Genomic DNA, 25370 nt, shown 5'->3' with positions numbered 1-25370 from the left:
CTATAAATTATTTCAAAGATTTTTTTTAAATGAATGTAACGTTTACTTTTAAATTATAACAAATTTCCAACATCTGCTTGGCTAGTTTCTCATGTTACTGCTTTTGAACGCTACGTAAGCGTTTTTTACCATCCACGTTGTTCTTCCATAATTTTTTTTTGTAAAAAATTGAAATATATTTAATTATTCAAATAAATTTTTCCCTGCGTTTTGATAATAAAACTTAAGTTAAATGTTTATACTACACATAGGTTTGATCAACGCCGTGCTCTATAATTTTCTTTTGTTTCATACGCAACACTGAAAATCATATCTTAAACTTTCCTAAAAAACATTAATAGATAATTTTTATATTAAGCGCTGTCTAAACGTGCATACATAGTATACTAAAATACATTGTATTTACCGTATATTGCTTGGTGTAAAAGCACAGATATTAATAAAATATGTATAAATTTTACGTAGGCATACGGCAATCAACCATTTCTTAATTTAACTTACAGTAAAATTGTAACTTACGTATTTACCTGTTAATAGACACCCAATATTCCACATAATTCAAATTTGTTTATAAAAATGAATTTTTAACGACTAAACAAATTTATATTTTTCCAGATAGAAGCTATCCCACAATTTTCAACTTCATTATTCGAGAAGATAAAATTATTAAGTTCTTCAACATTTAAAAAATGCTTGGCCTATGGAAACTAAAAACAATTTTAAATACTATATGCTTTTTCTATACACTCTCAAAAACAAAATAAGAAGCCTTAAAACGAGGTATCTTTTAATATGAAAAAAATAATAAAAAACACTTAAATAATATCAAATTTATCTATTGTTCAGCTAGGTAGCCTTTTTCTTTTAAGCTTCGAATAACGGTTTCAATTCGTTTAGTATAGGTATGATCGCGCAAAGTCCTTTGCTGCGCTTTTTTTGCCGTCGAAATTATTAATGAAGGATCGTTCAAATATCTTTGTAATAAAGAAGAAAAATCGTAATTTGTGGAAAAGACAGCCATTTCTTCTCGATTATAATAGTCGTGTATAGCATAATTCTCCTCATGATAAAACTGCATCGCGCCTGCTGCGGCTGCCTCAAACGTTCGCGGTCCAGGATTTGAAGGAATGACTTTGAAAAATTTATTTTCAAAATGTAAACTACGTCCTAAATTAAGCACAATTTTTGATCGTTGATAGAGTTCAATGAGTTGGTCTTTTTCAATTCTTGCGTCTGAAAACCCAATGCCAAATTCACCCCATCCTGGGCCAATAATTTTAATATTTAAATTCGCTAGTGAAGGTCGTATGTTCCTCATAACGTCTTTTCTACAACCAAAGGCGACGCCGCAAAACAGAACGTCAATGGTTTTCGTAATAGCTTCGTCAATAGGCTTATAATGTTGTTTTTCACAAGCTGCTAAGGGCAAAAAGGAAACATGAGGATGATCGTAAAAATGAGCAGCCCATTTGTCACAGGTAAATATAACATCAAAATCATCCGTTACCCGATAGTTCGCATCAAGTTCATACGGATCCTCCGTCGCCCAAAAAACGCTCACCGCTCCTTCTTTTTTTGCCACCTGACACACTTCACCAAAATAAGTACTTTCTGGCAAATAAGAACCAATTGAAAATACAATTTTAGGTTTTATGTATTTAATGGCTGCAGCGGCTTCTACGGTAGAGATAGAAATTACATTGCCTTCACCAAACCAACTTTCCCAGCCGGATATTATTGCACTGGATATTTGGGAATTTGCTTGCGATTCATAACGTCCTCCACTGCAAACAATAACCGACCCTTTCATTTTTGAAATAGGTTGAACATCCAAGCCGGTATCTTTGTTTGTCGATCCGTTCGATTTAACTTTATTTTTGGTTTTCAGCACCATAATTTTACCTACAATACATCAGATGAAATAACATTATTTAAAATCGTTCGTAATTTTTCACGAAATTGAAGTGTGTTGCAATCATTTTTTATGCGCAATAATGCATTGTGTTGAATTTTGTTCCATAAGGTTTCGTCTTGATAAAGTTTCACAATTTGAGAAGCAAAAAAATCCGGGGTGGAAATTGGTGCAGAAAGAATATCATCTTCATCCTTCCACTCTAATTGTTGAACAAGAATCTCACTGGCCACAATAGGCAATCCGTAAGAAGCCGCTTCTTGGACTTTATAAGGTATACCACCAGCAAAACGAGTTGGCGCGACAAATACTTTATGCGTATTAAAAAGAGGTTCTAAATTTTCAATTGACCCTAAAAATTTAATTTGTGGGTATAGCGCCAACTTTAACAAATTGACAGAAGGATGCACATATCCGGCAACCGTTAATTCAATATCGCCTTTGAAGTGATCCATTAATAGAGGGAAAACTTCTTTAATAAACCAAGTTAAACTATCAAAATTTGGCGATAATTCATCGTGCAAGGCTCCAACAAAGAGAATATTTTGTCGTTCTTGCCAAGATTTAGAAGGACATCTCGTCTCCATGCAATGTCCCAACACTTGAACATCATTAAACCCAAGCTTTTCTATGTAATGGGCATCGAGAGGGTTTACCGCAATAATCGTTTGGCAATAACGCGCATAAGTCAATTCAATTTCTAAGGTTTTATCAAAACTTTCATCCAAATCAATTTTTAATACTTCTGCACGCTGATGCGTACGTGGGGCAGCAACGGCCTCGGTATCGAGGATAATCCTATTCAGAGGCAAAAATCGGTTTGCTTTTTCAATCATAGGGAACATTCGAGCTAAATTATGCGTTCGACCAATCCATATTACATCGTAAAAACCAGCACGCTCATGAAAAAATGCACCCATGTCTTCAATCGTGCGGTCATACAAAATTTCTATTGTCGCTGGATAATTTTGATAAAATTCAAGAGAATTTGAATGAAAATTAATAGGAAATATTGTTACAAAATATCCCAACTCTACCATTTTTAAGATAATATCGTAAGAACGTACAAAACCTGACCCTAACCTCCCAATAGGAATTCGATCTTCAATAAATAATATTTTTTTAGTTTTGCCTAAACGTTGCCGAGCAAAAGATATATTATCAGCGTGGTACGGATATTGGTACTTTAAAAATTCAATGTGATCTTTAATAAATTGATGACGATGTCGTAGGGTTAGTCCATCCGATACTATGGGGTTGCTGGATGCATACTCTAAATGCTCAACCATAGCATCAGGATGATAAATAATTTTGTAACCAGCTTTAATGATCCTCACGCATAAATCTACATCTTCGAAATATGCTGGAAAATAATTAGGGGAAAATCCTTTTAACTGTGTTAGCAATGGTGTCTTTATAGCAAGCATAGCTGCTGAACAATAATCCACTTCTCGAATAAAATTGGCTTCAGGCACATTAGGATCCTTACCCCTCAAATAGCCTAACGTAGAACCATCGCGCCAAATCAATGAACCTGCTTCCTGAAGCAATCCATCGGTATGAATAATCTTACCACCTACGGCACCAATAGAAGGGTCTGAAACAAGATGATTGCACAAAATGGGTAATGCATCGGGATAAAGTCGAATATCATTATTTAAAAAAACAGTTATGGGAGCTTTTACGTTAGAAATTAATTCATTACAGGCCCTTCCAAAACCGTAATTATACGGAAAATGCACAACCTCAGCACCAACAAGAAACGCCTCACAATGTTGTGTACCATCTATGGAATGATTGTCTCCTAAAAGCAACTGTATCTTACCAGTAAAATTAGAACGTAGGGAGTGCAATGCGAATAACGTCAAGGTAAGTTGGTTATGCGCGACCATAACCACACTAATTTCAGGCTCGCCTTCATAAGCAAAATTGATTTTATGACGCAAATTTTGTATCAAACTGTTTTGAGTTTTTTTTCTAAAATGTGCACGGGCTAGCTGAATTTCATCGCTCGGATGATAATGAGCATGTTGTCTATGTCGTTCAAGCCATTCATTTACTCTATTTGTATAAACCCAATACGCATAGGCATCACGAAATTTATTCGAATAAAGTTTATCTTTTAAATTACTTTTATCGTAATAGGCTTTCAAATCCAATTCATTACTTGGTTGGCGTAATTCAAACACACCGTGTTTAAGAAAATGGTGATAACCATTACGGAATACTCCACTCCCGCCTTCAACAATACAATTTTTAACGTCTGCATAACGTTCGAGATAAAATTCTTCTGAGAACCATTGGGATGGATTATATTGAATAGGGGTAATATTGCTCAAATAATGCTCAAGAGCACAAGAAAAATCATTTCCTTCAATTTGCTGCTTTACTTCTGGATAATGTTCTAAATACCATTCCGTATCAAAATACAAAGAAATATCAGTTTGCTTATTGCAAATCAGCTGATTTTGTAAATAGCTTTGAAAAGGACAATTGTTGTCAATTTTTTCTCCTTTGGTAAAACACGATTGCTCATAGACCACAGGATCAAAATAAAGTGATCCTGTTTTACGATTTTGATCATCTATTTTGAGAAAGTAATCATACACATTTGCAAACTGAGTCGAATTATCCACTTCCCAAATAATCTGTGAATTAAATCGCAAATAATGGCTACTGGAAAAAAGCCAATGGGGATCATTTATTTTAAAACCTATCCGACAATAGTGTTCAAAACCCGTTTTAAATTTGCCTTTTTCGATCATGTTTTGTACTGAAGGATAACGCCTTAAATACCAAGCTTCATCAAAAAAAGCATTCGGAGAACATCCCTGTAGACACCCCACATTTTCGTAATACTCCTGTAAACTCTTACATGAACGCGCTTTCATTTCTGTTAGCACAGTAGGATATTTACGCTGATACCATTCTTCGTCGAACGCAAACCAGAGGGCATTCATGACCTGTGGACTTATGAATGAAGACGAGGCGGTATTATTCTCTTTATTCGTTATTTTTTCTTCATTCGTTGTGTTTTTTAGTTCTTCAGCCTCAGTGAACTTTTCATTTGTATCCGCATGGTTAGACAACCAATGTAAAAACACATTAGGACAAAGCCCTTTTTGAATGCTCTCTCTGACCTCTGGACGTTCAGAATAGGATTTAAGGTCAACATTATCTTTGGGTTTATGTAATTTTAAAATACCTTCCGACAGAAAATGGTTATAACCAGTTCGATAGATTTTAGACATTGCAGGTAAAGAATTTTCATCAAAATATTTTGCAAGATAAAATTCCTCATCAAACCAGTATAAAGGGGAATATTTTTTTGGAGTGTCATTGGTTAAATAATGGTGAACGGGATTAATAAACTTTTTTTGTTCAATAAAATTTTCAACTTGAGGATATTGTTTCAAATACCATTGCGGGTCAAAATACCATGACAAACCTTGCAACTCATTTTTCTCACCCAATAAGAATTTCAAATAATAGGCATAAGGCCCAAAACCTGGGCGTATCGGGGTGTAATAGTGACGAGTAAAATAATCAGAATCAAAATAAAAACTTCCATTTAATCCGATAGCGTCCCCCACTTTTAAATAATGATCATAACCATTTAAAAAACCCATTTGTTGTAAACCAGGGTCATCAAGAGCGGGATTTTGACGTTTGTAAAGTGCCTCAGAAAATAACCAATGGGGAGAAAACGTTTGATACCCCTTTTGACAATAATGCTCAAACCCTGAACGAATACTGCGATTATCGACTAAACATTTAACTTCAGGATACGTTTGCAAATACCATTCTTCATCAAAAAAAGGGTTTGGAGAATGTCCTTTGTAACTTCCGATACTTCGGTAATATTCTTCTACACTATCAAGTTCCAAAGCCTTCATCTGTGACGTCACATCTTGATAACGATTTATATACCACTCTTCATCAAAATATTTCCATGAGAGATTTGTTCTGCTTGTAAACAGTGCAGATGGACTATCGTTCACCGCAACCGACTCATTACCTACAAGAAGGTTCATAGCTTTAGTATTGGACTCTGGCTCAGTACTCGGCTCACTTATTGTGATAGTAGAACTGATATCAGAATCATTATTTACGTTAGACGAATCTAAGCTTTCAATGGTATTCGTCTCATTTTCCAATGCACACATAACAGCATTGTTGGATTGCTTTGGTTTTTTTTCTACATTCTGATCAACCCAAGGCGTTAATGCACCCGTATTTTTTTTTGATGGTATGGAAGAGGCAACGTTATGTTCTTGAACTACTTCTACAACTTTGAACAATTTCTCATAACTTTGTTCATAGTTTTCTGCTAACTCACTATATTGTCTCGCCAACCAATATTCAAAATCATTTGCATATAATCCATCATGATGCGGATTTTTGGGATTGCTCCCCTGAGATAATTGTTGAAGGTCAAAACCTTTGTGAGGTAATCTCCCTTCTTGCAGGCCATACGATAAATAATGCGCGTAACCGTTTCTTAATTCTTTGCTTCCTTGTATGTATGAGGCAACGTCTGGGTATTCAGACATGTAAAATTCTTCGGAAAAGAATTTGTTGGGAGAAAAGAGCAGTGGCGTTTCATTAAACAAATAATGATGAAGCCCAGATCGAACTTTTTTAGTTGCAATCAATATCTTGACTTCAGGATAAGTATCCAAATACCATTCTTCGTCAAAAAACCAAGACAGTCGAGTAAAACGATTGGCTTCAGGCAACGACGAAAGACAATATGCAAAATAATTTTCTTTGCACCTTGCTAAAGGGTCATTTTGCTGTGAAAGATAAAGGATCGGATTGAAAAAAAAATTTTCCGAAAAAAATGCGTATACCCCCTTTTGTAAATAATGATCGTAAGCGTTGACATAAAGCTCTATCTCGTCCACTCGATAACTATATTTTTTTCTATAATTTTGTTCTGAAAAAAGCCAATGTGGGGAATAGGTTTCGTATCCCTGAGAGCGATAATGATCAAACCCACTTGAAAATTTATTTTGTCGAACAGCGTCAGCAATTTCTGGATAGGTTCTGAGGTACCATTCCTCATCAAAAAATATATTCGGTGAATGCCCGAGTTTGCATCCCCTTTCCTTGTAAAATAAATAAAAACTTCCCCCATAAATAACATTTACAAGACTTACAATTTCAGGATAAAATTTTTGATACCATTGCTCATCAAATTGGCTCCATATTGCTTCTTTATTTTTATTTTTTTCTGACATACTTAACCACACATTGAATATTTTAGGGGAACCAATTTAATGCTTAAGTTTTTTCTCAACCATTTGTTCTATTTGTAAAAAAAGTTCCGCTGTCAAATTGCAATCGTTAATTTCCTTTACTAAATTGTCTTGAATATTAAACACAATATTCACACCAACAATTTTATATTCTTTTCGAATAATATTAACGAGCACAAGGTAATAGTTACCCTTGATTTTTTTATATAGGCCCTTATTCAAATCTAATGAGACTTCAAAACCATTATTTAAAGGTGCATTTTTAAAGATTTCTTCTGTTTGCTTACGCACATAACGATACGTCGCTGCAAAAAAACAATCGTTCATATCCTCTCTGACGAAAGCAACATACATATGACCCGCTAGATGGTTATTCCGATTGTAGGCCCAACCCGAGATATTAATAATGCTTTTGGTTTCGGCAACTTCTTCACTAGGTGTCTCGTTACCCGATATAAACCCAGACAATTTTTCAATACAATATTCTAATTCTCCATAATATTGATCATGAATATTTTTATCGAAAAGATTATTTAATTTTATCGAACGAATTAAACCATCTTTTCGGGTTAAGCGATTAAAATCATCAAGAATCGTTTGATTTGAGTGAAACGTATTATAAACTTTTATAATCTTCCCTTCAGCAACTTTGATTTCATACTGTGTCAACTGAAATGCAGCCGATCCATTAACGATATTAACCAAACCTATACGAAAAGTTCCTTCACACCATTTGCCACGTAATGCAGTTTGACCTGAAAATCCATTTCTAATCGGCGCATTTGTAAAAGAAGAAGCAACATCTTCTCTATTTTCTCTTTGGCAGTCTAAAAAAATAATAAGATCACTATCTTGGGCAATTAATGCAACAAGCAATGTCCCTGCATTAGAGAATGATTCAAACGTAAACCAACCTCGAATATGAAATTCATCTTTAGGAAGAAACTTCACCTCATTTTTAGCATTTAATACGTGGTAACATATATCGTCTATATAATAATTTGCACCTTGTATTGCCGACCAATTATCAACAGGAACAGGCAACTCAATGGATAATCTGCTTTCATTGGATGCATCCAATATATGTCTTGGCGGGGCTTGTTCTTTCCAAGAAGCATGAGGAATAAATCCCAAACGGCCAACATCCCATTTCAGATCAGACCATCCAAATTTTTTCTTTGGAGCTATCTTAACGTAGACATCATACAATTGTTGGGCATAATCAACTGCTTCAATCCAAAGTTTCGGCCCAATATTACTCATGATCAACGACCGTAATCGCTCATCAGCACGAATAAGTTCCAAGCGATCAATAACGGTATTCACGGAACCTATTTCGACTTTAAAGCCATTTACACCATCATCAACGCGATCGCCTAACCCGCCAACGTCGGTTACTATCGGTATCAACCCATTTTGCCAAGCCTCTGATAACGAAATACAATAGGTTTCAGGCCAAATAGACAATATCAATGCAACGTCCGCGACTTTTAAGGCTTCTACTTCCCCTAAACTATAAGAACCATGAATAATTACATTATCTTTTTTGATTTCCTTAAACGCATTTTCATAATCTGGCTGCATATATCCAAAGATGTGAAATTCAAATAAATTCGGATTAGCCGATTGTATAATCTGGTAAATCGTATCGGCGCCCTTTGATCGTATAAAATTACCCACCGTAGCGATTTTTAATTTTCTCCCTTTTAAAGGTTTATATTCTTTCATCGTTATGGGTAAAGCTGAATCGGGAGTGGGTATTCCTAATATATAATTTTGTTTTGTTTCTAAAATTGGATACAGTTGTTTTGCTATTGCACTGGAATATTCTGTACCAAATAAACCCACATCAATATGTTTTATAACCTTAGCAATAAAAGCTCTGCGTGTCTGTTGCACACCAGGTTCTAATTTCTCTGCAATCCTGAGGCATACATTGCAAGCCCCAATATCGTATTTATCAATATGACAAAACCGCTGTTCGTAATTCAAAAGGTTATAATGCGAACAAATAAGCATATAATCATGAAACGAAAATATTACGCCAACACCGCAAGCTTTTGCAATAATCGGTAAAGAGAGTGTATGATGACCTAGGTGTTGAAAATGAACAATGTCAAATCCATACTGGGCAATAACGGACGAAAAGACACTTTCTTCGGAAAGATCGTTCATTGAATCCAACCAACCCACATCGGGCATATCAAAACGTTCTATTTCTTTGCCGTTTGCATTCGTTAATGTACAAGCCCCCCTTCTACGAAGCCAGTAAAAAAATTCAACTTTTTTGTTCAAAGATGTCGTTAACATTTGTTGGTAAACTTCGATTCCACCCCAAACGTTTTCATGAACAGTTGAATGCGTAACAAATAATACCGTTAATTTTTTTTCATTTTCCTGCTGGGTAAGAACATTAGTTTCAGTTTTAACTTTTTTAAAATTAGCTTGTGTAATGCTTTCGATTTTCTTTAAACGACTTTTATAATCGTGAAATTTAAGAACGTTTTCTTGTGAAGTTAATGCCTTTTTTTTACGTATGTTTGGATCATCAAGAAGCTGTGCGATTGATTCAATTAATTGTTCTGTATTAACAACCGACGTAATACCAGGAATAGTATTAATAAATTGCTCATTCATTTCAGAAGGAACCTCAACGACCTGCGCAGTTCCTGCTAATGCCAACTCGTATAATCTTGGCCCAGGGGACGTTGCTTGTCCAACATTTCCATGACTGGCATAATTACGAAACATCGTAACCGTGACGCGACTTGCATTCGCAAAATCAATAAATGATTCAATATTTACAGGCCGAGATATAACCCTCTCATTTAAATCTTTGGGCAAAGGAGGTAGATGTTCATTCGTAGGACAAACAAGTTTAAATTTCGCGAAAGGAAAAGCGAGAATGAGATGCCTAAGGGTTTCCACACGATTCGGCCACATTGTACCTGCAAAAAAAATATCGTAATCCAAAGAGGGCTGTGGCTTAATGGATCTAAAATGTATAGAAGGACTTGCCGCCAAAGGTAAAAACGAAGCATCCACTTGATAAGAATCTATACAACTGGGATCATTGGTAAAAACATGATCAAAATTTGCAGAGACTTTGACATTAAAATCCAACATAAAAGGATCTTCAAAAGCCCAAAATATCATTGTCTTGAAACACGGTCTAAGCCGTCTCATGAGTTCAAAATCAGTTCGTTGACCATCTATACACAAAAGCACTTCGTGCTCTGCTTTTGCAGCGAGAGACAATACATTCATGTTCGTCGCGATCACTACATTATCTTCGCCCCAGAGATCTTTCGCAGCCTCAGCAACAGCTAAAGTTAAATAAGAATTAAAATTTTCAATGTAATTAGTGTTGTATATAATGGTCATGATTTTTTCTTGGTTATGGATAATTTAGAGCAATAAAAATTTTTTCATATAATCATAAATAACATACGTGTAATGTTTAAATATGCCAAATTTTACAAATCCTGACACAGAATCAAAAAAGGCATTGAATTATCAATGCCTTTTTTTGAAATAAAAGCAAAGTAAAAATTAATCTACTTCGTTGCCAGGCTCATTTTCATTTCTTCTTTTAATAGCAGCACCCAAAATATCACCCAAAGAGGCACCACTATCGGATGAACCATAATCAGAGATTGCCTGTTTGTCTTCTTCCACTTCTCTTCCTTTGATCGTCAAAGTCAATTTACGCGCAGCACGATCAACAGAAACCACTTTGGCATCCACACGCTCACCAACAGAAAAACGCTCTGGTCTTTGTTCAGCTTTATCTCTTGATAATTCAGTTCGACGTATAAACCCTGTCAATACGTTATCGACACTGACTTCAATACCATTCTGCTGTATAGCGGTTACCGTACAGGTTACAATATTGCCCTTATTGACTTTGGAAAGGGAATCGGCCGCAGGATCTTCTTTTAATTGCTTAATCCCTAGAGAAATTCTTTCTTTTTCTACATCAACATCAAGAACTTTTGCTTTAACAACATCACCCTTTTTATAGTGTGCCATCGCTGCCTCACCTGATTCGTCCCAAGACAGATCAGACATATGTACCATACCGTCTATATCTGGCGATAACCCTACAAATAACCCAAATTCAGTAATATTACGAATTTCACCTTCAATAACAGAACCTACTTTATTGGATTCAGCAAATTGTTCCCAAGGATTAGGCTGAACTTGTTTTAACCCTAGAGATATACGTCTTTTGGAGCTGTCAACATCCAATACAACCACATCCACTTCTTGAGAAGTTGAAACAATTTTACCCGGGTGTACATTTTTCTTAGTCCATGACATCTCAGAAATGTGCACAAGCCCTTCAACGCCTGGTTCCAATTCAACAAAAGCGCCGTAGTCCGTAATATTGGTAACACGACCTGAATAGCGTGCACCAGAAGGATATTTCACCGTAACGTTTTCCCAAGGATCGGCTTCGAGCTGCTTCATACCTAAAGAAATACGATGCGTTTCCGAGTTAAAACGTATCACTTGAACGCGTACAGGTTGACCAATTTGCAACGCTTCGGAAGGATGGTTAACCCGCTTCCATGCAATGTCTGTGACATGCAGCAAACCATCAACACCCCCAAGATCGACGAAGGCACCATAATCGGTAATATTCTTGACAACACCATCAAGGATCATACCCTCTTTAAGACCTTGTATTAATTCACTGCGTTGCTCCGCACGGGTTTCTTCTAATACCGCACGACGTGACACAACGATATTGCCTCGTGCACGATCCATTTTTAAAATTTGAAACGGCTGGGCAACACCAATCATAGGATTAATATCACGTACAGGACGAATATCGACCTGCGATCCAGGTAAAAATGCCATAGCACCCCCTAAATCGACGGTAAACCCACCTTTAACTCGACCAAAAATAGTACCGTTAATACGTTGATTGCTTTCAAATGCTTTTTCAAGTGCCGACCAAGCTTCTTCTCTTCTTGCTTTTTCTCTTGACAGCAAGATTGAACCGTCACGGTCTTCGTAACGCTCAATATAAAGTTCCACCATATCGCCCGGTTTAATTTCAGGCTTGCTTGATACGAGTCCAAATTCTTTAAGAAGGACGCGTCCCTCACTTTTTAAACCCACATCAACAATTGCATAATCGTCAACGATACGAAGGATTTTTCCCGTTACGACGGATCCTTCGAAACCAATATCTTTACCGAGCGCTTCATCTAAAAGGGTGGCAAAATCTTCACCATTAAAATGGTCTTGAGAAGTTTGTGTTGTGGCTTCAGCCATGTGTTTCCTGTAATTCCAGTCACAATCTTCAAGGTCTATCGAACCTTGTTACTATGCAGACTTTAATATGCGCGTTTTGATAAACAAAATACGACTTCTTCGAAAAGACGACTTTTCGAGCAATGAACGAAAATCTTTTTCAAAAAGATTGCAGGGATTTTATTCTAATTTATTTGATAAATCAATGCACTATCGGTCAATTACGTATTTAATTATTCGTTAGTATCAGGTTGTGTTCATTTTTTGAAAAATATACTTTAAAGATAACGCAACCACCTCATCTATAGTCAAAAAATCTGTATTGAGAATAAACGCATCTTCCGCAGGTTTTAGTGGCGCAACCGCTCGGGTTTCATCGACTCTGTCTCTTTCAAGCAACGCTTTTTTTATCTCTTTTAGACGTTGCTCTTTTTTACTCATATCTTCTTCCTTAGCATTTTGTGACCACCGTCGTTCTGCCCTCACATTCGGTGAAGCCGTTACGTACAGTTTAACCTGCGCTTGGGGTAAAACCACCGTACCAATATCACGCCCATCCAAAACCCCCCCTTTGGCTTTGGCAAAACTTCTTTGTCGATTCAAAAGTGCATTTCGTATCAGTGGATTCGTGGCAATTTGACTAGACGCAAAATCAACTTCGGGACTACGTAAATCATTACGATTCCAGTCCTCTGGAGACAAATCCTCTGCAATTGAAATTAATCGTTTATCCTTACTATCTAACTTAAGGTCCAACATTTTTCTGGCTATGGCTCTATACAATAATCCCGTGTCTAAATAAGGCAAGGCTAGACGCTCGGCCAGAGCTTTGGCCAATGTCCCTTTACCCACCCCAGAAGGTCCGTCAATCGCTATGGTTAATGGAGGCTTCATAATTCAAATCCAGCCCCCAATTGGTTTAAAAGCGTATAAAAATTAGGAAAACTTGTTTTAACAAAGCTTACATCGTCCAAGGTTATTTTTTCCTTAGCGATAAGCCCTAAAATAGAAGCACTCATCGCCAATCTGTGATCCATATGGGTTTCAACTACTCCGCCACCTTTAACATAACCAGCATTTCCATAAATAATCATATCGTCCCCGTCAGTTTCCACCTCTACTTTATTGGCTTTTAACATGGCCACAATACTGGTAAAGCGATCACTTTCTTTGACGCGTAATTCCTTTAATCCATTAAATCGCGTCGTGCCCGAAGCATAGGCTGCAGCGACCGCTAAAATGGGATATTCATCAATCATTGAAGGCGCTAGCGATGCATTTACCTCAACACCGTGGAGATCACTGCCTTGGATGAGCAAATCACCAACGATCTCACCCCCTTCATGTCGCTCATTAAGAATGCGAAGGTTCGCCCCCATAGCACGTAAAACTTTAAAAGAGCCGGTTCGTAATGGATTCAACCCAACATGTCTAATATAAACTTCTGACCCTTTACATATAGCGGCAGCAACAAGGATAAAGGCCGCCGAAGAAGGATCGCCTGGCACAACAATATCGTGTGCTTCAAGTTCAATAGGTCCACAAATTTCGATTCTTTTCCCGCCTTCTGCTAAACTTTTAATTGTTACCTCACAGCCAAAATACCGTAACATATTTTCAGTATGGTCTCGGGTCGGGATGGGCTCTATCACATGCGTCACCCCATGTGCATTAAGCGCTGACAATAAAATGGCTGATTTAACTTGTGCGGAAGCAACTGGCAATCGATAGGTGATAGGCTTTGTTTGTACAGAGCCAACAATGGAAAGGGGTAAACGTCCTTTTTCGCGACTAAAAAACTGCGATCCATTGGTAGATAAAGGGACAATTACTCTGGACATCGGCCTACTTCGTAAACTTTCATCCCCCGTTAGAACACTAAACATCGGATGAGAGGATAAAATCCCACTCAGCAATCGAGCGGAAGTTCCAGAATTGCCTAAATCTAAAACATCATCAGGCTCAGATAATTTTCCAATGCCTTTTCCCTCTACAAGCCATATCCCTTCTGAGAGACGTTCAATTTTAGCGCCTAATTTTCTCATAGCAACAGTGGTTCTTAATACATCTTCGCCTTCAAGCAACCCACTTACCCGACAGCGACCTTTAGCCAGTGCAGAAAACATTAAGGAACGGTGGCTTATGGACTTATCCCCAGGAACGCTAATTTCTCCTTTTAATGCAGAAGGGTTAAAAGAGACTGTTAACGGTTTTAATAACGAGGCATTGACCATTTCGCATCTTTCTTAAAAAAACATTACCCATGTCTTGACTAATTACCATAAAATTAATAGCAAAAATATAATTTATGTCATAATACGTTTGACGTACTTGATATAAACTGGCATGGGTCGTCAGTATTTTTTATTTGGAACAGGATTAATCAATGGTAAAAGTGGAGTTAGGAATTAAACGGATTTGTTGCTCCTGCGGCACACGTTTTTATGATTTAAATAAAACACCACCTGTTTGTTATAAATGTGGTACAGAACAACCGATTGAGCTTCCTAGAGGAAGACCTTTTGATGATGAAAATTCTTCCTTGGGTCAACACAAAGAAATAAGCGCTACGATTGATCCAGATGACCTCGATGCAGAAGACGAAACCATCGACGATGTCATTGAGGACACTTCCGATCTTGAAGATGACGTCGAGGCTATCGGTGCAGAAATTGAAGTCAGCAAAGTCGACGATGACGGCGACTCTTAACGTTTGACGCCCAAGATTTAATATTGATTTCTCTGGTAAAAATTCAGACAACTCATGTTTCTGCTCGTTCTGTATATCTAAAATATCTCTCATCAAAACCGTATCAGAGAAGTCAAAAAGTGTTTTTCATTGGTTTATTAATAAATTTTTTGCCTATCAATCAAACGTTTATTATTAGATAATTTATCAATGAACGTTAATCTATCTTTAATAGGGCACAATAGAAATTTCTTTTGTTAAGCTTTCGAGATTTTAAAAGATTGTTAATATAAAAACTTCAAATGATAGCACAGGGTCTTAATATAAAACTAATTATGCAACAATTAGTTTTATACAATAACATCAAACTATGACCCCTTTATTACCTACGACAAGTGGAAATTGGGTCTCTTTCTCATTCAATCAATACATCGCTCTTATATCAAATTGAAATATGAATTTTTAAAGGGTTTGAATTATTACCCCTACCCCTATTTTCTTCAAACCTTTTAGCATAAAATTTTATTAACTTTTCTACCTTAATAAAAATTTATTTCATCTTACGTTTTACAACATTTGCTGGGCTATTTTATTAACTTTTACCTATAGTGCATAAATTTTGATGCATTCCTATTACCTAGCACTCTATTGCCGTACATTCAGCACTTTTGATAATCGAACCCTCAGAGCTTTCGATGGATGTAAAAATCCATAAGCTATAAGCAAAAACTGCCTATTGTTCTTTTTTATCCCTCCAACGTTCAATTTCGACACCCACCCCCTTTGCTTCTCTGATAATATCAAGTTTTTCAATACGTATCCTGATTACGATAATTCGAGTGTCGGTCATTATCGCTTCGACGAGTGTTTCAGCAAGCGTCTCTACTAAATGAAAATGGGTCTGGGCAACAATCTTTGTAACCTGATTAACAATGTCTTCATAAGAAACAGTCCTTGAAAGATCATCTTTACCAATTTTCTTTTGATCTTTTACTCCAACGGAAATGTTGAGTTGCAACCGTTGCAACTGTTGTTGTTCGTAGTCGTATACACCAATACGCGCATTAAGAGTAAGGTCACGAATGAATATACGCCGTAAAGGATAGTTATAACTCCAATGTGAGAAAAAACTCATTTTATATAACGCTATTCATCTTTATAGAGATTCGATTCCGATGACCATTGGAGATGTTGCCCCCCATCCAAAGCAATCATTTGACCTGTGACCGAAGGCAAAGTTAAAAGGGCAACTATAGCGCGCGCAATTTCTGGGGCAGTACTCCCATATCCTAAGGGAACGGACTGACATTGATGTTGAAACTGTTCGTTAGTCTGTCTTTTGTGTGCCATTGTCGGGCCGGGTCCTATGGCATTCACACGAATGGATTTAGAGGCTAATGCCAGCGCCATCGTCTGTGTCAATGTCCATAAGGCAGATTTTGAAACGGTATAACTAACAAAATGGGGGGTTAGCGACCACACCCTTTGATCCAACATATTGATAATACATCCTGAAGATGATCTCGGTAATTGTTTAGCAAAATCCTGCATAAATTGAAAAGGAACCCATAAATTCGGAACGAGATGCTGATTCCAACTTTCCAAGGTTACATCATCCCATTCATCTCGATTAAACATACTGGCATTATTAACCAATACTCCAAGCGTTCCTAACCTATCGTTGGCTTGTTGTATTAAAGAGTTGACCTCTGTAAGATTTGAAAGTTCAGCCGTCAATATTATAACTTTTCGACCTAAACTTTTAATTGCTTCCCTAACGTCATCGGCTTCCTCGGTCATAGTTCTTGAATGCAAGGCTATATCAAAACCTAATTTGGCAAGGGTCAACGCAATTTCTTTACCTAACCGAACAGTGCCCCCCGTAATAAAAGCAAAACGAGGCAACGTTGTAGGTATAGAAAAAAAATCCTCTATACTTAAAAATTTATTCATCAACCCCTATTTGTACCTTTTTTAATAGAATCCATTTACTGATCAAATCCTATACATTTTATTTATCATACTCTTAGCAAAATTATAATTGTTTCAGCTTGGTTAACACTCCAATTTGCTGATCATGCAAACACTGTATTCTTTACGTGTTTAAATTATTTAGAAGCAAATAAAAATTATTTTTATTGATTAAGTCTAAAGACTAATTGAGAAAAAATTATTTAGAACTAAATTAACGTTTACTTTGAATAAGTTTTTTTCAAACTTTCAGAATTGCTATGTGTCAAACAATTTTATCTTCCCTAGAGATTTACCATGCATAAAACACAACTCGTAGTCTTAGGTAATGGAATGGTTGGGCATCAATTTATTGATGAACTGTGCAACCTCATCGACGTAAATCAGTACGATATAACTATTTTTTGTGCGGAATCGCGTCCTGCTTATGATCGAGTACATTTATCCTCTTACTTTTTAACCCATACGGCTGAAAATTTATTACTTGCCTCAACAGATTTTTATCATGATCGTAATATTCGCTTACTATTAAATGAACCTGCTCTTTGGATTGATAGGCAAAACCAAAACGTCCATGGTAAATCCGGACAGACCGTTCCCTATGAAAAATTAATTTTTGCCACAGGCTCTTCTCCTGCTGTTCCTCCTATCAAAGGTTCTGATGGTACGAATTGCTACGTATACCGTACCCTAGAAGATCTTGAACGAATCGCATCCTGTGCCAAAAAGTGCAAAAAAGGAGCAATCGTTGGCGGAGGATTGCTTGGTCTCGAAGCAGCAGGAGCCCTTAGAAACTTAAATATTGAAACCCATATTGTTGAATTTGCACCGTTGCTCATGGCTGAACAGCTTGATGCACTTGGCGGAGAACTGCTCCGAAAAAAAATTGAAGCTATGGGTATTTTTATCCATACCAATAAAAATACCACCGAAATCCTTCACCACAATAACGGTAAAACGATGGTCTTCACCGATGGATCGTCTTTAGACATAGACTTTATCATCTTTGCAACGGGTATACGTCCACAAGACCACCTGGCTAAAAAATGTAGTCTACAAATTGGTAAGCGTGGTGGCATTGCGATTAATCAATTTTGTCAATCGTTAAACGATCCTAATATTTACGCCATTGGCGAATGTGCCTCATGGAATGAAACAATTTACGGTTTGGTTGCGCCAGGGTATCGCATGGCAAAAATCGCTGCCCGTCATATTCTTGGTCAGACAGACGATTCATTCACCGATGCCGATATGAGCGCCAAGCTAAAATTAATCGGTGTGGATGTGGGCAGTATTGGCGATGCTAAGGGCAAAACACCCCAAGCACGTTCGTATCTCTATTTGAATGAACAAAAGGAAATATACAAACGACTAATTGTCAGCGAGGATAATAAAAAACTCTTAGGCGCGGTGTTAGTAGGCGATACAACCGATTACGGTAATCTTTTACAACTTATGCTGAACGCCATTGACCTACCTGAAAATCCAGATGCACTTATCCTCCCGACCTCTAACGGGGAAAAACCAGTTATTGGTATAGATGCACTTCCTGAATCTGCACCACTTTGTTCATGCATGGACGTTACCAAAGGACAAATCCTGCAAGCAATCCAAAAGGGAAATCATACGATAGAAGACATCAAAGCAACAACAAAAGCAGGCACAGGGTGTGGAGGTTGCCTTCCTCTTATTACTCAGATGCTTAAAGTGGAATTAGGGAAACAAGGCCTCGACATTACTAATCATATTTGCGAACATTTTCCCTATACACGTCAAGAACTTTATCACATCATTTTAGTCGGTAAAATTAAATCATTTCACGACTTACTTCATACCTACGGTAGCGGCTATGGCTGTGAGATTTGCAAACCAACCATCGGTTCTTTACTTGCTTCGTGCTGGAACGATTTTGTTTTACAACCCGATTTACTTCCTTTGCAAGATTCCAACGATCGATTTCTAGGAAATATTCAAAAAGACGGCACCTATTCTATTGTACCCCGGTCTCCAGGGGGGGAAATCACACCCGATGAATTAGAAGCTATTGCCAAAGTGGCAAAACGCTATCATTTATACTCAAAAATCACTGGATCTCAACGAATTGCTCTTTTTGGGGCTCATCTTCAAGACTTACCCCATATTTGGCAATGCCTTATTGACGCCGGAATGGAGACGGGACACGCTTATGCCAAAGGCTTAAGAATGGCTAAAACTTGCGTTGGCAATTCCTGGTGTCGGTATGGTGTAGGGGATAGCACAGGATTAGGCATAGAGATCGAAAATCGATACAAAGGGATTAGGACACCCCATAAATTAAAAATAGGGGTTTCGGGGTGCACCAGAGAGTGCGCTGAAGCTCAAGCAAAAGATATTGGTCTTATTGCCACCGAAAAGGGGTGGAATTTATACGTCTGCGGAAACGGTGGAACCTCCCCACGTCATGCAGTCCTTTTAGCAAGCAATCTCGATAAAGAGACAATTCTACTTTATCTTGATCGGCTCATTATGTTTTACATAAGAACAGCGGATAAGTTACAAAGGACAGCTTCCTGGATCGATTCGCTTGAAGGCGGTATTCATTATATACGGAACGTTATAATTGATGACGCTTTAAAACTGAATCAACACCTTGAACAAGCAATGACAGCGCTTAGAGCATCCTATCAATGCGAATGGGCAAAGGTTCTTGCACACCCCAAACATCAAAAACATTTTCAACATTTTATAAACAGTCCACGACCAGATAATTACATTCAAATGATTCCTGAACGTAAACAACATAAACCCGCTCCACCACAAAAAGACACCGTTGAATCGTATAGGAGCCCACAATGACCCAGTGGATTTCAATTTGCAAAATTGATGATATCCTACCCGAGACAGGAATTTGTGCCTTGGTGGGTGACAATCATGTCGCAATATTCAGACCCAATGCAGACAATACCCTATACGCCATCAGCAATATTGATCCTTTTGCCCAGGCAAGTGTTTTATCCAGAGGTCTTATCGTAGAACACCAACATGAATTATGGGTTGCTAGTCCCTTGAAAAAACAACATTTCCGATTAAAGGATGGTTATTGTCTCGAAAGCCAAACCCATAGCGTTAAAAGTTACATTATCCGTGTTCACCAAAACAAAGTTGAGATTCAGATCTAAAAACTAAACCATTAATTATCAGTATGTATCAAACCGCCGGCAATTTTTTATCAAAACATCTCCTTTTATCTGTATAACCCCTCGTTAATTATGCTGGTCTTCGGGTAGTTAAAGCAGCCGTTAACGTACCTTCGTCAAGCATTTCTAAAGATCCACCCATCGGTATGCCTTGGCTAAGGCGCGTAACTTTTATTTGCCACGGAAGCAATTGTTCATAAAGCCAATGTTGGGTCGTTACCCCTTCCACCGTTGCACTGAGTGCAAGGATAACTTCTTTAACCTCGCCTCGTTCGAGTTTATCAAAAAGTGATTTTGTATTAAGATTTTCTGGTCTAAGACCAGCCAGAGGCGATAACGCCCCCCCGAGAACCTGATAAAGCCCTTTGTAAATATTAGCTTTTTCAATCGCCCATAAATCCCCCACGGTTTCAACTACGCAAATTTGCTCTGCGTTTCTTTTTGGATCACAACACAACGAACAGGGATCCAAACTATCCAGATTTCCGCAATTGGAACATACCTTCACCAGAGTTGCAGCCTGAGTTAAAGCAGTTGCCAAGGGTAACATTTTTGACTGAGGCTGTTTGAGCAAAGCAAGCGCCGCTCTTCGTGCAGAACGGGGACCAAATCCAGGTAAACGGCTTAATAAATGAATTAAACGCTCAATCTCGGGGCCACCCACGTGTCAATTCTCCTTTGTATTCGGTTAAATAACTGGACAAAAAAATGGGCAAGTTTAACAGATTTAAAAAGGAAATTTCATTCCTTCGGGTAATTTAATTCCACCGGTTACCTTTTGCATCTCTTCCTGTGTGGTCTCATCCAAATGTCGTCTCGCCTCTGCGTGAGCCGCAACAATTAAATCTTGCAACATTTCTATCTCATTGGCATCAATAAGTTTAGGATCAATAACAATAGATTTCAAATCCCCTTTACCCGTCAACGTCATTTTGACCATACCTGCCCCAGAATTGCCTTCAACCGTAATGGATGCGAGCTTTTCCTGCATATCGTTCATTTTGCTTTGCATTTGAGAAGCTTGCTTCATAAGGTTAGCAAAATTTTTCATCGTTTAAGTTTCCTTTAGTAATTGTATCTATTCGTCACTATTGTCGTCGTATTCATTCTCAGTTAACAAAGAAGCATCTTCTTTACTGTCAGTTTTTATAGATTCTGGATATAAACCATATTCGTCCAAATAATGATTAACAAATTCTCCAAGCTGTGCACCTGGAAATATTTTAAATATTTCTTGAATAAAGGGCTGACGGGTAAGACGTTCCATGTCTTTCTGAGTTTGTAAAGCCTGCTGTTCTGCTAAGGTTGATACCCCTAACGAATCGGATAAAACAACCTTCCACAACCTATCTGAATGCTCATTTAATAATGCAGCAAGCTGTTTCGCCAGAACATGTGGTGCTTTAACCTCACTTCTAATTTCAATAAGTGGAGGTTCAAACTTTACTATATGCACATCATTGCGTAAATGGGCATGTAATAAGTATTTTTTTTGATTTTTAACAAAAGAGACAACCTCTCGCCAACTTTTCCAACTTAAAAATTCATTTTTTTTTTTAATTCTTCTGTGGTTGCTAAATTGAAGTGATTTATTCCCTTTTCATCGTTTTCTGAACCTACACTTTTGGGCGTGCTTACGGTGTCGAACATCATATCTTTTGGTTTATCCGTAGGGCTGCTTTTCATTTCTTGAATGTGAAAGGCAAGCTGGTCCGGAGTTGGTAAATCCGAAACATAACACAAACGAATAAGCACCATTTCCACGGCTATTTTACGATTTGGTGCACTATGAACCTCATGTATTCCTTTTAGGATCATCTGCCACGCTCGTCCTAAAACAGGAATAGAAAGTCTTTCCGCCAGCAAGGATCCTTTTTCACGTTCAACTTCGGTAAAATCAGAGCTAGACGATAATTCTGGCAACGATTTTATTCGAGAAACTAGATTAATAACTTCCAATAAATCTGAAAGTAAAACACATAAATCCACACCCGTTTCGTAAGCTTGATTAGCCAATATTAACACACGTTGACTATGACCAGACATAATCGCTTCAAACAATTCAAATAGGAAGGAACGATCCGTAAAGCCTAAAAGATCGGAAACCGTTTTTGCCTCAATACTTTGAATTGCATTGTCAACACCATTTTGTGCAATGGCTTGGTCTAAAATGGAAAGTCCATCGCGTACTGAACCATCTGCCGCACGCGCAATCAAGTTAGCAGCCTGATCGGATATTTGTATTTTTTCTTGCTGAGCAATGTGTAAAAAATACTCTTGCAATTGCTTTTGAAGAACTCTCTTGAGGTCAAAACGTTGACAACGCGAAAGAACGGTTAGCGGCACTTTACGTATTTCGGTGGTGGCAAATATGAAAGTAACTTGGCTAGGAGGTTCTTCTAACGTTTTAAGAAGAGCGTTAAACGCATTACGAGAAAGCATATGTACTTCGTCAATAATATACACTTTCATGCGGGCTTGGATAGGCCGAAACCGTGAATTTTCTATAATTTCTCGTACATCATCCACCCCTGTATGGGATGCGGCATCAATTTCAAGAACATCCGGATGTCTATCTGCCAAAATAGCTTTACAATTTGGGCATTGACCACATGGTTCAGAAGTCGCCCCCCCTGTTCCGTCAACCCCTATACAATTTAACGCTCGTGCAATGATTCGTGCGGATGTCGTTTTGCCGACCCCCCTTACCCCGGTTAACATGAATGCATGGGCAACCCTATTCAAGGCAAAAGCATTCCGTAATGTTTTAACCATAACGTCTTGACCGATTAAATCATCAAAACCAATTGGTCGGTATTTTCTAGCTAAAACTGTATAAGACTGCGTATTATTTGAAGAAGTTGAAGGCAAAATGACTGCACCACTATTGAGTGTCTTGTGCTTAGACAAGCCCGTTTGTTCCGTAGAAGTATCCATCAACAAATCAATGCTGAAAAATTAACGTAAAATTGTGCCACTTCCGATTACAAAATCAGAGTTTTAAAGTGCAGCTTAAAAAACAATAATGGAAAGCTACAAATGACCCGAGCGATACTTATGATGGCTGCTTCCTTCCGGACCTGACCAAGTTCACAAGGTGTTCGTCCACCTGCAACTTTCCATATCCTTTCTATCACATGCTAGGGGGATAATGACAAGCTTTTTTTTATTTTATTCACCAACTGCTCCACCCCCATGACGATAATCCCTTCCGCCATAATAGATTTTCTTTCCATGAGGATCGCTACCGACCTGAATCCCTTCGGCAATACCCCACGTGGTATAAATATCAAGAGGATATCCTTTTCGTTTCAAGCCATCACGCACAGCCGCACTCAAAGCATTGTATTCAAGCTGTACCGGTGATGGTTGCCATTGCTCGTGAAAACGGGGCGAGTTAATTGCTTGTTGAATATTAAGGTTATAATCAATGATATTGGTAACAATGTTTAAAATAATAGTAGGAATCCGCGAACCCCCAGGACTACCGATAACAATGTACGGTTTATTATTTTTAGAGATAATTGTTGGCGACATTGACGATAATGGCGTTTTTCCTGGCTCAATTTCATTAGCTTGACTGCCTACGATACCATATATGTTTGGCTTACCAGGCGAAGTAGAAAAATCATCCATTTCATCGTTCATCACAATGCCAGTATTCCCCGCGACCAAACGTGCGCCAAACCAACCGTTTAGGGTATACGTCATGGAAACGGCCATTCCGTTTTGATCAATAATTGAAAAGTGCGTTGTTTCATTCTTTTCGTGAGTATCCGAAGAATTGATTTGCTTAACACCAGCAAGCTGTACTTGCCCGGGAACTAACCGATTGGAATCAACTGCATGATCAAAATTTAGATTCTTACGAATCTCTTCGGCGTAATGTGGATCCAAAAACAACGCGATACGATTATTGACAAACGCTGGATCACCAAGATCTCGACGATCAGAATAAGCTCTTCTCATAGCTTCAACTTGTCTTTGTACAGACTGTAAAGTATTTATTCCTAATCGAGACATATCGTATCCCGAAAGAATGTTTAATACCTCACAAATTGCAACACCGCCTCCGCTGGGAGGAGGGGCAGTCTTAATGACATATCCACGATACGTGCACGTTAAAGGATTTAAAACACGAGGTTTATACAACTCAAAATCTTTTAAGGTTAATATTCCACCGTTTTTATTGCTTGCGGATACAATTTCTTTTGCTATGGGTCCTTTGTAAAAAACGTCTGCGCCTTCATCAGCAATTAAAGATAGTGTTCTTGCCAAATTTTCTTGGCGAAAAACATCCCCCTCTTTCCACAGTACTTGATGAGGTTTCATAAAAATTTCTGCAGCATTTGTATCTTTTGCTAATTCTTTTAAGGATGTGGAAAAAAGTGCAATATCTTCATCGGTTAGTTTGTATCCATTTTGGGCCAATTTAATAGCGGGTGTAATTAACTCTTTTCTAGGTTTCGACCCCCACCGTTCCCTGACCAACTCCATACCAGCAACCGTTCCCGGAACGCCAACGGCTTTCCAACCAAATACGGATGCATTGGGGATGACTTCACCTTTTGCATCTAAATACATATCCGCTTTAGCTGCCAAAGGTGCTTTTTCTCGAAAATCAACGAAATAGCTTTTCCCGCCTGGAAGAAAAATGGTCAAAAACCCACCCCCACCAATATTTCCGGCTGCAGGATAGGTCACCGCCATAGCATAAGCCACCGCCACCGCTGCATCCGCTGCGTTACCTCCTTGACGCAATATATTGGCACCTACTTCAGCCGCCAGCTTGCTGGCCGAAACCACCATCCCTTTAGAGCTTGCTACAGGCTGGGTCGGCACATGAGTCGGCTTTACTCCACCGAGCGCCAGTGGATCCACACCATTTCCAGCCTGAGCATAAGCAGCATAAGACACCGCAGTACTTAAGAGGAGAACGCTGCAAAATCGAGCAATCAGCCTTTGATTGGCGAAATTTTTCCAAGAAACCATTTAGCTTTATCCCTTTTGCTTTATTACTTGGCTCAATGCATATTCGACTGCTACTTATTCAAGTACGCAATAACTTATAATAAAAATTGGTATAAGAACGAAAG

At 38.0% G+C, this 25370-nt stretch carries 14 protein-coding genes, 1 other RNA gene and 1 pseudogene; 3 read left to right on the top strand and 13 right to left on the bottom strand.

Annotated elements, in window-relative coordinates:
- Positions 1 to 835: 835 nt before the first annotated feature.
- The 6 genes from AABE15_RS01680 to aroA all read right to left on the bottom strand — a co-directional run bounded on the left by AABE15_RS01680 (position 836) and on the right by aroA (position 14672).
- On the bottom strand, positions 836 to 1810 hold the full coding sequence (locus AABE15_RS01680) for a glycosyltransferase (RefSeq protein ID WP_338329546.1): 975 nt from the start codon (positions 1808 to 1810) through the stop codon (positions 836 to 838).
- 92 nt (positions 1811 to 1902) lie between these two features.
- Positions 1903 to 7155: a glycosyltransferase gene (locus AABE15_RS01675; RefSeq protein ID WP_338329544.1), complete on the bottom strand. Its 5253-nt coding sequence runs from the start codon at positions 7153 to 7155 to the stop codon at positions 1903 to 1905.
- A 36-nt stretch (positions 7156 to 7191) separates the two neighbouring features.
- The gene (locus AABE15_RS01670; RefSeq protein ID WP_338329543.1) at positions 7192 to 10557 is read right to left on the bottom strand and encodes a glycosyltransferase; all 3366 of its coding nucleotides are present in this window, start codon (positions 10555 to 10557) and stop codon (positions 7192 to 7194) included.
- A gap of 168 nt (positions 10558 to 10725) precedes the next feature.
- Complete coding sequence (gene rpsA, locus AABE15_RS01665) at positions 10726 to 12459, bottom strand: 30S ribosomal protein S1 (protein ID WP_338329542.1); 1734 nt, start codon at positions 12457 to 12459, stop codon at positions 10726 to 10728.
- A 225-nt stretch (positions 12460 to 12684) separates the two neighbouring features.
- Positions 12685 to 13332, bottom strand: a complete 648-nt coding sequence (cmk, locus tag AABE15_RS01660) for a (d)CMP kinase (RefSeq protein ID WP_338329541.1) — start codon at positions 13330 to 13332, stop codon at positions 12685 to 12687.
- Positions 13329 to 14672, bottom strand: a complete 1344-nt coding sequence (aroA, locus tag AABE15_RS01655) for a 3-phosphoshikimate 1-carboxyvinyltransferase (RefSeq protein ID WP_338329540.1) — start codon at positions 14670 to 14672, stop codon at positions 13329 to 13331. Before aroA ends, cmk begins: the two co-directional genes overlap by 4 nt.
- A 152-nt stretch (positions 14673 to 14824) precedes the next feature.
- On the opposite strand from aroA, the gene AABE15_RS01650 reads away from it, so the two are divergent.
- A complete protein-coding gene (locus tag AABE15_RS01650; protein WP_338329539.1) occupies positions 14825 to 15148 on the top strand; it encodes a TIGR02300 family protein in 324 nt (107 codons plus the stop codon).
- 712 nt (positions 15149 to 15860) lie between these two features.
- On the opposite strand, the gene folB is transcribed toward AABE15_RS01650, so the two are convergent.
- Both folB and AABE15_RS01640 read right to left on the bottom strand, forming a co-directional pair.
- Positions 15861 to 16262, bottom strand: a complete 402-nt coding sequence (gene folB / locus AABE15_RS01645) for a dihydroneopterin aldolase (protein WP_338329538.1) — start codon at positions 16260 to 16262, stop codon at positions 15861 to 15863.
- A gap of 11 nt (positions 16263 to 16273) precedes the next feature.
- Complete coding sequence (locus AABE15_RS01640; protein ID WP_338329537.1) at positions 16274 to 17080, bottom strand: SDR family oxidoreductase; 807 nt, start codon at positions 17078 to 17080, stop codon at positions 16274 to 16276.
- 315 nt (positions 17081 to 17395) lie between these two features.
- Between AABE15_RS01640 and nirB the strand changes: the two genes are divergently transcribed.
- Positions 17396 to 19933 (top strand): nitrite reductase large subunit NirB, encoded by a 2538-nt coding sequence (nirB, locus tag AABE15_RS01635; RefSeq protein WP_338329536.1) that lies wholly within the window; start codon positions 17396 to 17398, stop codon positions 19931 to 19933.
- Entirely contained in the window at positions 19930 to 20256 is a 327-nt protein-coding gene (gene nirD, locus AABE15_RS01630) for a nitrite reductase small subunit NirD (RefSeq protein ID WP_338329535.1), read from the top strand. The genes nirB and nirD overlap by 4 nt, the downstream gene beginning before the upstream one ends.
- An 88-nt stretch (positions 20257 to 20344) precedes the next feature.
- On the opposite strand, the gene recR is transcribed toward nirD, so the two are convergent.
- The 5 genes and pseudogenes from recR to ggt form a co-directional block, all read right to left on the bottom strand.
- Complete coding sequence (gene recR / locus AABE15_RS01625; RefSeq protein WP_338329534.1) at positions 20345 to 20938, bottom strand: recombination mediator RecR; 594 nt, start codon at positions 20936 to 20938, stop codon at positions 20345 to 20347.
- 63 nt (positions 20939 to 21001) lie between these two features.
- On the bottom strand, positions 21002 to 21325 hold the full coding sequence (locus AABE15_RS01620) for a YbaB/EbfC family nucleoid-associated protein (RefSeq protein WP_338329533.1): 324 nt from the start codon (positions 21323 to 21325) through the stop codon (positions 21002 to 21004).
- Positions 21326 to 21352: 27 nt separating this feature from the next.
- Positions 21353 to 23211: pseudogene (locus AABE15_RS01610) on the bottom strand (DNA polymerase III subunit gamma/tau).
- 87 nt (positions 23212 to 23298) lie between these two features.
- An RNA gene (gene ffs / locus AABE15_RS01605) (signal recognition particle sRNA small type) lies at positions 23299 to 23395 on the bottom strand.
- Between the two features lie 50 nt (positions 23396 to 23445).
- Complete coding sequence (gene ggt / locus AABE15_RS01600) at positions 23446 to 25266, bottom strand: gamma-glutamyltransferase (RefSeq protein ID WP_338329532.1); 1821 nt, start codon at positions 25264 to 25266, stop codon at positions 23446 to 23448.
- Positions 25267 to 25370 lie beyond the last annotated feature (104 nt).

The sequence above is a fragment of the Commensalibacter sp. Nvir genome, from assembly GCF_963921845.1.
Taxonomy (GTDB): Bacteria; Pseudomonadota; Alphaproteobacteria; order Acetobacterales; family Acetobacteraceae; genus Commensalibacter.
This window is presented reverse-complemented; position numbering and strand designations above follow the sequence as displayed.

Excerpts from the sequence above, each read along its gene's own strand:
- AABE15_RS01680 (WP_338329546.1), bottom strand. The coding sequence starts at position 1,810 with ATGAAAGGGTCGGTTATTGTTTGCAGTGGAGGACGTTATGAATCGCAA.
- AABE15_RS01675 (WP_338329544.1), bottom strand. The coding sequence starts at position 7,155 with ATGTCAGAAAAAAATAAAAATAAAGAAGCAATATGGAGCCAATTTGAT.
- AABE15_RS01670 (WP_338329543.1), bottom strand. The coding sequence starts at position 10,557 with ATGACCATTATATACAACACTAATTACATTGAAAATTTTAATTCTTAT.
- rpsA (WP_338329542.1), bottom strand. The coding sequence starts at position 12,459 with ATGGCTGAAGCCACAACACAAACTTCTCAAGACCATTTTAATGGTGAA.
- cmk (WP_338329541.1), bottom strand. The coding sequence starts at position 13,332 with ATGAAGCCTCCATTAACCATAGCGATTGACGGACCTTCTGGGGTGGGT.
- aroA (WP_338329540.1), bottom strand. The coding sequence starts at position 14,672 with ATGGTCAATGCCTCGTTATTAAAACCGTTAACAGTCTCTTTTAACCCT.
- AABE15_RS01650 (WP_338329539.1), top strand. The coding sequence starts at position 14,825 with ATGGTAAAAGTGGAGTTAGGAATTAAACGGATTTGTTGCTCCTGCGGC.
- folB (WP_338329538.1), bottom strand. The coding sequence starts at position 16,262 with ATGAGTTTTTTCTCACATTGGAGTTATAACTATCCTTTACGGCGTATA.
- AABE15_RS01640 (WP_338329537.1), bottom strand. The coding sequence starts at position 17,080 with ATGAATAAATTTTTAAGTATAGAGGATTTTTTTTCTATACCTACAACG.
- nirB (WP_338329536.1), top strand. The coding sequence starts at position 17,396 with ATGCATAAAACACAACTCGTAGTCTTAGGTAATGGAATGGTTGGGCAT.
- nirD (WP_338329535.1), top strand. The coding sequence starts at position 19,930 with ATGACCCAGTGGATTTCAATTTGCAAAATTGATGATATCCTACCCGAG.
- AABE15_RS01620 (WP_338329533.1), bottom strand. The coding sequence starts at position 21,325 with ATGAAAAATTTTGCTAACCTTATGAAGCAAGCTTCTCAAATGCAAAGC.
- ggt (WP_338329532.1), bottom strand. The coding sequence starts at position 25,266 with ATGGTTTCTTGGAAAAATTTCGCCAATCAAAGGCTGATTGCTCGATTT.